The organism is Sinorhizobium sp. BG8 (genome assembly GCF_016864555.1).
Taxonomy (GTDB): Bacteria; Pseudomonadota; Alphaproteobacteria; order Rhizobiales; family Rhizobiaceae; genus BG8.
This window is the reverse complement of the sequence record NZ_CP044011.1, coordinates 4,161,897-4,174,205: the sequence shown is the minus strand read 5'-3', so window position 1 is coordinate 4,174,205 and position 12,309 is coordinate 4,161,897. Positions and strand designations below refer to the sequence as shown.

Sequence of the window (12,309 nt, the reverse complement as noted above, 5' to 3'; positions counted from 1 at the left end):
GCGGAGGGGTGGCACGACCATGGCGAAGGGGGAGGAGGTGCTTATCTTCAGCAGGAGCGAGGACGGGCACCGCGCGCAGTACTTCCAGTTCGCCATGGGGATTCTCGGCGGCTGCCGCGCCCGGGCGGGTGATCTCTTCTTCCGGATGGAGCCGGCGCTGTTCCTCATGGTCGAGGAAGGGTTCCTTTTCTACGTGGTCGCGTGTCTCTGGCGTAGTGCGCTCGGCCGGCGGACAGTGGGCCTGCTTTTCAGGCCGAAGCCTGTCCTCGAAGGTGGTTCCCTGCGTCTGTCCTTCAAACGCTGCGCGCTGAAACTTCTGAAACGCATCCCTTCCGTTCGTACGCTGACGATCCTGCCCTTTGCGACCCTACCCGAGATGGCAGAGATTGCAGATGGCTGGATCTACGATTTCCAGCTCTGGGACCTGACGGACGAGGACCACCGGTACTATGAGAAGATCCGTCAAAATCCGGGAGAAGCGATCAGCCAGCTCCCCGCATCCCTTCGTTTCCGGGCGGGCAGCCAAAGGGTTCTCAGCGCCTTCGGTCCACAGGACCTGCACAAGGGTTTCGATCTCTTCGTGGATACGCTGGCAGGCAGCAAACGCGCGGGCCTTCCCTTTCACTTCGTTTTCGGCGGCAAGAGCGGCATCGGCTGCATCGGCCTCGTCAGCCGGTTTGAGCGCTCTGGCGGCTCCGCCATCGACAGGTGGCTTTCCGAGGAGGAGTGGATCGAACTCTATGCCGCAAGCGATCTCGTCTGGTGTCTCTATGCGCCGGGATACGATCAGGCCTCCGGGGTTCTCGGCCGGGCGGTGCAGTTCGGCGTCCCGGTGCTGGTCCGGGAGGGATCGCTGTCGCATCGGCTGTGCGAAACAGAAGGCATTCCCCACCTTGCTGCGACCGCCGAATCCGTTTCGGCGCTGCTCGCGCGCGATTTGTCGGCGGTCGATCATCGCCGGGGCAAGGCGCTTGCCGGACGCTTCGCAGAAACCAGTCTTACCACGCTTCATGAGGTGCTCGGCGCGCCGAGGGATCGTGCCGCATGACCACACTCTCGTCTCAGTTGAACATCCGGGCGAATGTCGTCTTTGCGGTCATAGCGGTCGTCACCAATATCGTTCTCGTCCTGGTCAGCTATCGCGTGGTGATCGCCGATTGCGGGATCGCGGCGGTGGGCCTGTGGTCGGCCCTCGCTTCTGCCATTTCGTTGATCCGCATTGCAGACGTTGGCCTTGCGAACGCATGCCTTCGTCATGTCGCGCTGTGCGATGTGGCACAGGAGAGGCAAAAGGCGCGAAGCTATCTCGAGACTGCCCTTGTCACCGGATGTGTCGTTCATGCAGTGCTGGCCCTTTCAGGCTACCTGCTCGTCGATGCCTTCCTCTGGCATTTCCTTCCGGCGGACGTCACGCCGCAGGCGCCTGGGCTCCTCCCGCTCGTCTGCCTCGTCTTCTTCCTGATGAACGTCTCGGGCATCGTCCTTTCCGGTCTCCAGGGCGTGCACCGGGGTTACCTCAATTCGCAGCTGACCGTGGCGGGCAGTCTCGTCCAGCTCGCACTCGTGATCGCCCTCGTTCCCGGGCAGGGGCTCACCGGGCTCGCCCTGGCCCAGGTGGCGCAATACGCATTCCTGCTCTCCGTTGGCTGGCTTGCCCTGCGGCACGCAGCCGGGATCGAGGCCCTTCTCCCAATCCGGGTATCCCCCCGCCTCCTTCGCGATCTTGTCGGTTTCGGCGTCCGGGAGCAGATGACCTCCACAGTCAACGGTCTCTTCGAGCCACTCTCCAAACTGCTTGTGGGCCGCTTTTGCGGACTGGAGGCGCAGGGTCTGTTCGAACTGGCCTTCAAGAGCCTGTGGCTGCCGAGAAACGCGGTCATTGGCGGCGTCACCGCCGTGGTCCCGGCACTGACCGCGCTGTCGCGACATGATCCCGACAGCGCGCCTCCGCTCTACAGGTCGCTTGCGAAGACCGCCACTTCATCGGTTGCAGGCATTTCATTGGCCGGAGTCGTGCTTTCGCCGGTCGCATCCTGGTTCTGGTTCGGACACTTCGAAGCGCGCTACAGCCTCTTCGTACTTCTGCTTGCCTTCGGCGTTGTCATGAATGCTCGTGGTGCCGCCGCCTACAACATGGCGCTCGTGACCGGCAACCTCGCCGGCAACATGCTCGCGAATGCTGTATCGCTGATGCTGCTTCTCGCCGGTGGAACGGCCGTCGGATCGTTCGGAGCGGCGCCGCCGCTGGTGTTGCTGGTTTCGGTCGCAATGGCTGTCGGGGGCGCCATCGCCAAGCACTGGAACGAGGGCGATTTCATGACTTTGCGCCCTGCAATTCCCTTGCGGGCGGTTCCTGAGTGAAGCCGATGGTGCAACTCTCCGACCTTTCCCTCGAAAGACGCCCGCCCGTAGTTGCAAGGTTCGATATCCTGCTCCTCGCGCCCGTGCTGACGATCGCCGAGATCAATCCGCTGGGCAGGCTTACCGGTTTCGACCTCTTTTCGCTGGCGCTCTTGCCTGTCCATCTGCAGGGGGCGGTCTTCCACCGGGACGAGCGGACGAAGTGGTTTGTCCTGCTGGCCGGCGTATGGGCGCTCGCAACCGTGGTGGCCGCACTGTGGAATGCCGGCGACGCAATGGCCACGTTACGCTCGCTGTCGAAGGTTCTCGTCATCACCTCCAACGTGCTGGCGATCTCGTGGATCGTACGTGGATCGATCCCACGGATGCTCGTCTTCCTGGTGATCTTCGGCGCTTCGTCGATGGCCAAGGCTCTGCTTTTTCCCGACGACATCATCGGATTGCTCGACGAGCAGGGCCGGGACTTCTGGAAGTTCGGCATGGGCAATGCACTCAATATCATTGTTCTTTCGGTCGTCTCCCTCGCGGGACCTGCAACCGCACACGGAAGGTTGTCGAGGGTGCCGGCCACGCTGGTCCTTGCCCTTGCCAGCCTTTCATTCAACGCGCGGGGCCTCTTCGCGATCCTGATGGGAACGCTCACGCTCGAATTTGCAGCGTTCGTCACACGAAGGCGGCCACCCGGTCCCGGTCTTCTCCTGCAGGTCGCGCTGCTCGTCGTTGCCGGATTGCTGGCGACCAAGGTGGTCTATGAGTATGCCGCATCGTCCGGCTTCCTCGGTGCGGATGCTCTGGCGAAGTACGAGATGCAGAGCAGCGGCGACATAAACCTGCTTGTCGCGGGCCGCTCCGAGCTTCTCGTTTCATTCGAGGCAATCGCCATGGCGCCGCTTCTCGGCCATGGTCCGGGGGCGGAGAACTACGGCCTGGCGATCGGCCGCCTCGTCAGCCTCGATGAGGCCGGCCTGCCAATCGACCCCAGGGACTTCGAGCAAACGGAGATTCCGGCGCATTCTCATCTTTTGGGCTCGTGGGTGGAGGCGGGTATCCTCGGAGGGGTGTTCTGGATCTACATCCTCACCCTCGTGCCTCGTGCCATCCTCGCCGCCCTCGCAAATCGGCAGATGCTGCCAATCTTCGCCTATCTGTTGGTCGGTCTGGCATGGGACATCCTGTTCTCTCCCATCACGATCTTCAGCCGGACGAACGATCCCGTGGCGATCGCCGCGGCGCTCCTCCTGCTAAGGGACGTTCGCGCCTATGCCTCCGGGCGGCGGGAGGATAGGTGATGCCCGGCCGCACCCAGTCAGGCGAGAATGGCCAGGAAAGGGGGGCGTTTGCCGGGCGCAAGGTACTCTACGTCTGCGGGCAGGTGGGCGTTCCCGACGAGGACCGCTGCCGGGCCCTGATGGTGGCTGGCGCCGATGTCCGGATCTCGAGCTACCTGCACAGCGAGGACTATCGCTGGACGCTCGATAAAGACATGCAGGGGCGCCTGACCATCCGACGGCCGTCGCAACGGTGGGGCCGACTTGGCCGGCTGAACAGCCTGCTCGTCCTGGTCGACCTCTGCCGCTTCCGGCCGGATATCTGCATTGTCTACGGCTATCAGCGGATCTCGAGCTTTCTTGCAGCAGTTCTTTCCCGGATTCTTGGCGCCCAGGCAGTGTCGCTCAACGATTCCGGCTTCGAGGACTATCGGCGGTTCATCGTTTTCGACCTCCCGAAACTCCTGCTGCTTGCGCCCTACGGGGGTTTCCTGGCCGCGACGGAGCGAGCGCGTGGCTATCTCCACTATTTCGGCAAGGGAAACATCGCCCTCTATCGTTGTGCCATCGACATCGAGCGTGTCCGTGGGGACGCCGGGTCGCCGAGGGTTTCCTACGAAGAGCGGGATTTCATCTGTGTCGCTCGCTTTGTGAAGAAGAAGAATCTTCTCTTCCTGCTCGATGCCTATGAGGCCTTTCTCCTGCGCTCGGGCAGTGATCGGCGTCTGCAACTGTGTGGCTATGGCGTAGAAGAGCCCGCCCTCAGGGCGCGGATCGCGCAGTCGGCCTTGCTGCGGGCCCAAGTCGACATTCTCGGATATGTCGGGAGCCGCGAACTGCCGGCCCTCATTTCGGCTTCGCTCGCGCTGGTGCTCGCAAGCAGCGAAGAGCAGTTCGGGATAGTGGCGATCGAGGCCTGGGCCGTCGGCGTCCCGGTGATCGTGACGCGCGCCTGTGGGGTTTCGGAGCTCGTGCAAGGCGGGTTGAACGGCCATCTCATAGACCATCGCGATCCGGAACCGCTGATCCGGGCGCTCCAGCTCATGGCGTCGTCGGAGGCCCACTGGCAGGCGCTTCGGCGCGGAACCGTCATCACGGCCGCACTCGCGGATGCGCCCGTTTTCGTCGACGCTCTTCTGTCTGTCCTGAGGCGCGCGAAAGGGTCAGGGACCGTGGAAGAAAGGGACGACGGCGAAAGGCACCCGCCGTTCCGATACAGTGCCAGCGGCTCGGAGTAACTGAATGGGAAACGCTATCGCCGGACTGCTCGACACCCGCCAATCGAAACCCTTGAAGGGTGGGCCGACCTTTTCTCTTCGCCATCGGCTGCACCGGCTCGCCTGGTGGTTCGTGTGGCATGGCCTGGGGGCATGGACGCCGGTTGCGGCGCATGGCTGGCGGCGGCTTCTCCTGCGGCTCTTCGGTGCGCGGATAGATAGGACAGCGCGGATCTACCCGCGCGTCAGGGTCTGGTATCCGCCCAATCTCTTCATGGAGGCTCACTCCTGCCTTGGGCGGGACGTGGATTGCTATTGTGTGGACCTCATCCGTCTCGGCGAGCATGCGATCGTGTCGCAAGGGGCGAGGCTCTGCGGCGCGACCCACGACATCGACGATCCGCATTTCCGACTGGTTGCGCGGCCCATCGTGGTCGGCCGGCGGGCGTGGATCGCCGCAGAGGCATTCGTCGGCCCTGGCGTCGTGGTCGGAGACGGTGCAGTGCTTGGCGCACGTGCAGTTGCCTTCAGTGACCTCGAACCCATGTTCGTCTACGCGGGCAATCCGGCGCGACTGCTGCGCGAGCGATATCCCGTCGAATGATCTCCCTTTGCGTGATCATCCTGACCTACAATGAGGAGCGTCACATCGAGCGCGCGATCGCCTCCGTCGCTTCCTTTGCCGAGGAGGTCGTCGTGGTCGACTCGTTTTCCAGCGACAGGACCACGGAAATCGCAACAGAGCTCGGGGCGAGGGTGTTGCAGCATCCCTTCGCCAATCAATCCCGTCAGCTGCGCTGGGCACTGGAACATACGGCGATCGCCTCCGAATGGATCATGCGCCTTGATGCCGACGAAGTGGTCGAACCGGCGCTTGCGGCCGAGATAAGCGCGCGGATTCCCTGTCTTCCTCCCGATACGGTCGGCATAAACCTGAAACGAAAACATATTTTCATGGGCCGCTGGATCCGATGGGGAGGGCGCTATCCGTTGATCTTCACCCGCATCTGGCGGCGTGGGCATGGCCATGTCGAAGACCGCTGGATGGACGAGCACGTCACGACCAGCGGAGGCCGGACGGTGACGTTCAGCGCCGCTTTCGCCGACCACAACCTCAATGCACTCACCTACTTCATCGACAAGCACAACGGCTATGCGACGCGCGAGGCTGTCGAAATCCTCAACCGACGTCACCGCCTGTTTCCGCAGGACAACATTCCATGGCGCACTGCGCCGGCCCCAACCCGGGCGAAGAGGTTTGCCAAGGTTTACATCCACGACAGGCTGCCTTTTCCGCTCGCCGCCTCCTGTTATTTTGTCTTGCGATACTTCCTGCAACTGGGCTTTCTCGATGGTCGAGAGGGGCTGATCTACCACGTGCTTCAGGGCTACTGGTACCGGTTCCTGGTGGGGGCGAAGGTTCTGGAATGCGAACGGGCACTCGCCTCGTGCTCGACCATCGATGAAAAGCGACAGTCGCTTGCCCAAGTCACCGGGCTTGACCTCTGAGCGACGCATCCCGTTCACTCTCACCAGCCGAGTGCCAGTGTGCGCGCTTTCATCGCCCCGGCGACGACGGCGTAGCCGACATCATTCAGGTGAATGCTGTCGACCCTCAGCGAGCGCGGCACGTGGCCGGCCGCGATATCGGCGTCGTCGTCCGCCGAATGGTTACCGCTCGCCTGAAGTTCGACAAGCAGATCCACGAAACGCGTGCCGTATAGGGATGCGAGCGATGCATTGAAATCGGAGATCACAGCCATCAGCGCCGGACTGGCGTCGCTGGCGGCGAGTGCCGGGGCGACCAGAAAACGCCGATGCGGGAGATGAGCGATCATCGCCTCGATCGCCGCAAGACCGGCGGCGGAACTGTCTGCATCCGCGATGCCATTGTTGCCGGCCCAGAACCAGGCGATACGATTGCGAAGCGATCGAGCCTCTTCGGGGATGAACCGCGTTCCCACCGGGCACGCGACTGCCGCGCCCTCGCTTTCGCGCAGAAAGGTCCAGTTACCGGAGGCGTCCGTCGTCATGGTTCCGCGCACGCCGGCGAGCGTACCGGACAGCATTCCCGTAAAGCCGTTGTCGACGGTCAGGACATTCGGAGATCGGTCTGTGACCGATAGCTGGACCTCTGCGGCGGCAACGGACACCACGATGTTGTCGACAGAAAAGGTACCGCTGCCCGACAGCAGCAGGAAACCGATCTGGTCGACATAATCGGCGATGGCGCCGCCGCTGACGAGAGCGACGGAATAGTGTCCCGAGGACGACAGATTGTGTCCATAGGCGCCATCCGGCGTCTTTGCACCCCATGCACCGCCGCCAAGTCCATTAACGCAAACTGTCATTCCCGCTGAAATCACGATGTCGAACGCGATCCGAATATCGAGACCGGCGGGAAGCGTGACCTCCAACGGGCGGTACAGACCATCGAGGACATTCGTCGCACTGCAGGATATCCAGCCGCCCGTTACGAGCGCCGGTCCGGCGAGAACGGTGTCACGCCATCCCTGTGCTTCTCCGTCGGCAAAATTCCAGGACCAGTCGTGGCCGCGTCTTTCGGGAATGCTGTTGTTTTCCACGGTTACGGTGATCGGAACACCGCCCTGCCGGGCGGCGATCTGTTCTGCATCCTGTCCCCCGACGCCGCAATTGGCGATGTCGCGGGCGGGCGCAAACAGCAAGGAAGCCCGGGCAGGATAGGAGGTGAGCGCCGTGGAGGCGCCGGCGCCCGCCGTCAGGCTATCGCCCCAGGCTGCTATGTTTCGAATGACGGATGCATCGGATATGGCGTGTCCGCCCAGCGAGAGGCCGATTGCTGGTGTCGTCATGAGAACAGCACCCGGCTCTTGGCGGAAGTAGAAATCCATCGAGCGCCATCCGTCGCCATTTTCCCCGACACGGGTCGTACAGTTTCATCCATCGCAGGCCTCCATCTCGAAACAGGACCGGAATCCTATTTCGCCGTCCGGGCGCGGGGAAAAAGGCGAAGGGGCGAAAGGTTATATGCCGGAGACGGGAAGCGACCTTGTCCCGGGTATGTACTGGAAGGCACCCGCTTCGGGATGGCGCTCGCCGAGGCACGGCGAGAAACGGGCACTGCCCGTGTGCGGGGCACCGAAATTTGACGAAGTTCCTGATTTTGTAGACCTTCATTGAGCTGTTCGCGGGGTGATGGCTCGCTTCTACATCTCGAAATCGCTCGCTGTGCTGTAGAGTTTTGCCTTGTCGGGGTCGATCTTGCTGAGGATTGCGCCGACGCATTTCGCGGCGATCGACCTGTCGGAAAACAACGCTTCCTGCAAGGCGTACCGGTTCGTTCTTCCCCATTCCGCGACCAGAACGAAAGCATTCACATGGGGTGCCACGGCTCTCGCGTCCGCTACTGGGGCAAGCGGCGGTAGGTCGAGCACGATATAGTCGAAGCTCGCCGACGCCTGTTCCAGCAAATGATTCATGCGTGATGAAGCAAGCAGGACGGATGACCTAGACCCGAGCGGTCCGGCGGTCGCGGGCAGAAATGCCAGTCTCGTCTTCGGATTGACGAGCAACAGGTCGCGGATTGACCGCTCGTCGACCAGCGCCTCCCCAAGTCCGGCCGTCGCATGTTCGCCGATGACCTTCGTCGCTCCTGCGTTGCGGAGGTCCGCGTCGATGAGAAGTGTGCGGGCGCCCTCCGCCGCCAGAAGCTCCGCAAGGTTGATTGCAATCGTTGATCGCCCCTCGGCCGGCAACAACGATATGATGCCGATGATTTTGGCCGCCTTTCCCGGCAGGGCGAGGTCCACCGCGATCCTGGTGCCGCGCAGCGTCTCGGTGAAGCGGGAGAAGGGATGGTCGATGACGTGGTCGACCATAGCATTCGCCTTGCGGACGGACCGCGGGTGAAAGGAAAGGCCGTCGGCCGATGGCTTCTCATCCTCCGCCTTGAGGAGGGGAATGCCACCGATGAAGGGAAGGTCCAATGCTTGGCGCACATCGCTTCCGGTGCGGAAGGAGCGCTCCCTGTACTCCCGGTAGGCGCCGGCGAAGGCACCGGCTCCGGCACCGATCAATAGCGCAAGCGGGATGACGAGCATCTTTTTCGGGTGGCTTGGACGATCGGGAACCACGGCACGCGAGATGATGCGGGCGTCGGCCACGGGAAAGGATTGCTGCTGGACAGCTTCCTGGTAGCGGCGAAGGAATGCTTCATAGACGTTCCGATAGGTCTCCGATTCCCGCTCCAGTTCACGCAGTTGCACCTCGTTCTCTTTTGCCGAGGCGCTGACGAGGGTCGCCTGAGCGACGCTTTCCGTCAGGCTCTGGACCCGGGATCTCGCAATATCGAGCTCGCTGCGGTTGCCCTGCGCAATGCGAAGGAGTTCGTCGAACATCTGGCGACGGTATTCCTCCATCTCGCCGCGCAGCCTCTGCACCTGGACATGGCCGGCGCCGAGGCGTGCCAATATCTCGGCCTCTCGCTTGGCCGCACTCAGATATTTTTCGCGAAGAGTATTCGAGATCGTTCCGCCGAGGACTTCCGCCACGACGGCTTCCTCCCGGTTGCCGGCGATGAGGGTTTGTATTCGTTCGTAGCGGGCCGCGGCTTGCGCGGCCGCGGCCCTCGCTTCGATCAGGGCGCTGTTGAGCTCCGTGAGCTGCTGGTCACTGACCAACCGTCCTTCCACGTTCGTCGCCACAAGTCCGTGTTCGGTGCGAAACTTCTGGACGGAGAGATCGGAGGAAACGGCACGCTGCTTGAGTTCCTCCATGCGGGCGAGAAGCCAGTCGGATGCCTGCCGCGTCGCTTCGTATCGCGAGGAAATCCTGTCGGCGAGGTAGGCGTCCGCAATCGCCGCGGCGACACGCTGCGACAGCTCGGGGGAAGGAGAGACATAGGAGATTTCCAGCACGCGGGAACGACCGGCACGCGTGACCGCCATGTTGGCCCGGATGGTCTCGAGAGCCGCGCGCCGCCTGCCTTCTCCCTCGTCTGCGGCAGGCCTTTTCGCCGGGTTCCCGGTAGTGCCGAAGATCCAGCGGTTCAGGGCAAGAAACATGTTCGAAGGGGCAGCAGCCGTCTCGTCGGCGAGGTGCAAGCGATTGACGACGGCAAGGCCGATCGCTTCCGATTTCAGCAGCTCGATCTGGCTCAGCACCGACACTTCCTCGTCCAGGAGGCCGGCGGAACCGGAGAGCTGTTGGATGGCCGCGCCGTACTGGCGATCAATGAGAATGCTGGTGCGCGTTGTGTAGAGCGGTATTGCGGCGATCACATAGATCAAGCCTAGGAGGCCAGCGGCGAGGGTGCAGGCGGCCACGATCGGCCATTGCCTGCGCATCGCGGCGATGCCCTTGTCGAAGTCGATCGGAGAGACCGGCGATGCATCGCTCGCCCAAAGGCCGGTCGCGGGCGGTGCCATGCGGCTATTGTTGATCTGGAGCATCGGGTTGCCCACGGGCCGCGAAGGTCTGAAGCAGTGTCAAGGTGATCCCCTTCGTATCGTTCGCCGATCAGTCGGCAGGTGTTCACATGACGCGATGCCGTCCGAAGCTTCCCTACATCGTCCGTACAGCGTCCCTGGTGTCGACGACGTTCGAGGGAGTGGTGGAGACGGCGTTGATCAGGTGGAGAAATTTCAGAAGCTCGGTTGCAGGCGCATTGGAAACGTAGATGATGTCCTTGTCCTGCATGGGGAACTTCTGAACGGCGAAGAAGGTCGCGGGATCGCGCAGGTTCGCCCGGAAAATCATCGGCACTTCGCCCGCCACGAAACGGGTCGAAGCAATGCCGAGCTGCCGCGACAGTGCCCGCGGCACTCTTCTGTAGAGGAGTACCTGAGCGGGGTCGGCCCGCGTATCCAGAAGCCCCCCGGCTTTGGCGAGCGCTTCGCCGAGCGTCAGGTCGCAATTCTCGAAGTCGAACCGGCCGTTCAGTCCAGACGCGCCGAAAGCGAGGAAGGTTCGCTGCTCCCGGTTGACGAAGATCGTGTCGCCGGGCCGCACATAGATGTTCTCCTCCGGCTTGCCCGCAAGGTGCGTATAGGGGACGGTCACGGAGTGCGGGCCACGCTGCAGCGTGACATAGCTCTCCATGCTTGGCGCACTCAGGCCTCCCGCTTCGGAGATGACATCGAGAATGCGGTCACCGATCGGGTTCAGCTCCAGTCTCGCTGGCGTTTTCACGTCGCCGAGAACGGCCACCTGGCTCGATCGGCTCTTCACGACGGTCACGACCGCCTGGGGCTCGATGGCCCGGCTGGAGAGCAGCCGCTGCACCTCGGCCTCAACTTCGGCAATGGATCTCCCGGATGCACGAAGGCGTCCTGCATAGGGAACGCTGATCGATCCGTCCCGGTCGATCGTCTGGACGGGAAGGGAGACGAAGTTTCCGGGCCTGCCGGTCGCGTCGACGGGGATGAACAGACCGCCCGCCTGGGCTTCGAAGATCGAAACCTGTACCAGGTCGCCGACGCCAAGCGGCAGGGCTGCCGGCGTGGAGCGCTGCTGCCCGAAACCGGAGAGAGTATTGACGTTGGCTGAGGCGACTGCGGCCAGCACCTCCGCATCGATATCGGCAAGCGCGTAGTCTATTCCCGCACTTCGCCCACCACCTTCGACCCTAGCATAGGCATTCGCCTCAATCGACCTGCTGTCCGGGCCGGCAGACGGCATCACGGTACAACCGGAGAGACCCAGCGCCAGGCACAGAAATCCATTGGGTAAACAGTATTTACCAACCATGAGTTTACTCGACGACGCCCAGCGCGCACGCATGCACTGCGTTCTCTGCACGCTGGATGAGAGCCGCCAGTGATGATCCCCTGCAAGAAATAAACCATGATAAGTTGTATTTCGCAATACAATTTTAACCATCTCTGATTCGAGTTCGTCTCCTGTATTTCAGCTTGTTGAGTCCGCAATTTCGACCTTCACACTCCGCGTTCGCTCACGAGGTCAGCTCGACAAGAAATAACCGTAGGTTGACGACGGTTGCAGCGGCTCGGGCAACTGCGGTCTTTGGTTTGTGATACGATGTGCGATTGGGAAATCCCTGTCATATGCAATTATTGATTGCACTCAAACGTGCTACTTTGGATTGTGGTTCCTGTAGATTATCCGGGTTTCTGTCCGAGAGCGACGGCACTCACATTCGTCAAATATCGTCACTCGGAGGAACCTTCGTGGCGCCAATTCGGTTTGCCAATGGACGAAGGAGCAGATCATGCCGAAGCCTCAGATCCCCGAAACCACGCCGATGCCGGTGCCGCCGCCGCCTTTCCCGGAGCAGATCCCCGTGCAGGAGCCGGATCCGGCCCGCTTGCCTGACGAAGTGCCGCTGCCCAATCCCGACGAAAACCCGGAACCGGAGAAGTCCGCGTGAACCTGCCACAGGCGGGCAAAGGCGTGATCGGCGCTAAACGACAGGGGCGGGATGGGATATAGTGCGTTGAAGTGCTGCCTTTCGCGGGCTGCAC

The 12,309-nt window shown here is 62.3% G+C and carries 10 protein-coding genes; 7 read left to right on the top strand and 3 right to left on the bottom strand.

Annotation, left to right across the window (positions count from 1 at the left end):
• Positions 1 to 19 precede the first annotated feature (19 nt).
• From F3Y30_RS19415 to F3Y30_RS19390, 6 genes are read left to right on the top strand one after another with little or no spacing between them, the layout of a single operon-like run.
• Positions 20 to 1,048, top strand: coding sequence for a hypothetical protein (locus tag F3Y30_RS19415; RefSeq protein WP_203424307.1), 1,029 nt, complete (start codon positions 20 to 22; stop codon positions 1,046 to 1,048).
• Positions 1,045 to 2,361, top strand: coding sequence for an oligosaccharide flippase family protein (locus F3Y30_RS19410; protein ID WP_203424306.1), 1,317 nt, complete (start codon positions 1,045 to 1,047; stop codon positions 2,359 to 2,361). Before F3Y30_RS19415 ends, F3Y30_RS19410 begins: the two co-directional genes overlap by 4 nt.
• Positions 2,358 to 3,650: a hypothetical protein gene (locus F3Y30_RS19405; RefSeq protein ID WP_203424305.1), complete on the top strand. Its 1,293-nt coding sequence runs from the start codon at positions 2,358 to 2,360 to the stop codon at positions 3,648 to 3,650. The genes F3Y30_RS19410 and F3Y30_RS19405 overlap by 4 nt, the downstream gene beginning before the upstream one ends.
• Complete coding sequence (locus F3Y30_RS19400; RefSeq protein WP_203424304.1) at positions 3,650 to 4,867, top strand: glycosyltransferase family 4 protein; 1,218 nt, start codon at positions 3,650 to 3,652, stop codon at positions 4,865 to 4,867. Before F3Y30_RS19405 ends, F3Y30_RS19400 begins: the two co-directional genes overlap by 1 nt.
• 4 nt (positions 4,868 to 4,871) lie before the next feature.
• A complete protein-coding gene (locus F3Y30_RS19395; protein ID WP_203424303.1) occupies positions 4,872 to 5,450 on the top strand; it encodes a putative colanic acid biosynthesis acetyltransferase in 579 nt (192 codons plus the stop codon).
• The gene (locus F3Y30_RS19390; protein WP_203424302.1) at positions 5,447 to 6,355 is read left to right on the top strand and encodes a glycosyltransferase family 2 protein; all 909 of its coding nucleotides are present in this window, start codon (positions 5,447 to 5,449) and stop codon (positions 6,353 to 6,355) included. Before F3Y30_RS19395 ends, F3Y30_RS19390 begins: the two co-directional genes overlap by 4 nt.
• 20 nt (positions 6,356 to 6,375) lie before the next feature.
• On the opposite strand, the gene F3Y30_RS19385 is transcribed toward F3Y30_RS19390, so the two are convergent.
• The 3 genes from F3Y30_RS19385 to F3Y30_RS19375 form a co-directional block, all read right to left on the bottom strand.
• A complete protein-coding gene (locus tag F3Y30_RS19385; RefSeq protein ID WP_203424301.1) occupies positions 6,376 to 7,680 on the bottom strand; it encodes a hypothetical protein in 1,305 nt (434 codons plus the stop codon).
• Positions 7,681 to 8,034: 354 nt separating this feature from the next.
• Positions 8,035 to 10,278, bottom strand: a complete 2,244-nt coding sequence (locus tag F3Y30_RS19380) for a polysaccharide biosynthesis tyrosine autokinase (protein ID WP_203424300.1) — start codon at positions 10,276 to 10,278, stop codon at positions 8,035 to 8,037.
• A gap of 112 nt (positions 10,279 to 10,390) precedes the next feature.
• Positions 10,391 to 11,506 carry a polysaccharide biosynthesis/export family protein gene (locus tag F3Y30_RS19375; protein WP_246752812.1) on the bottom strand — a complete coding sequence of 372 codons (1,116 nt, stop codon included), beginning with the start codon at positions 11,504 to 11,506 and terminating at the stop codon, positions 10,391 to 10,393.
• Positions 11,507 to 12,056: 550 nt separating this feature from the next.
• Here F3Y30_RS19375 and F3Y30_RS19370 point away from each other — a divergent pair.
• Positions 12,057 to 12,215, top strand: a complete 159-nt coding sequence (locus F3Y30_RS19370; protein WP_203424299.1) for a hypothetical protein — start codon at positions 12,057 to 12,059, stop codon at positions 12,213 to 12,215.
• Positions 12,216 to 12,309: the final 94 nt, after the last annotated feature.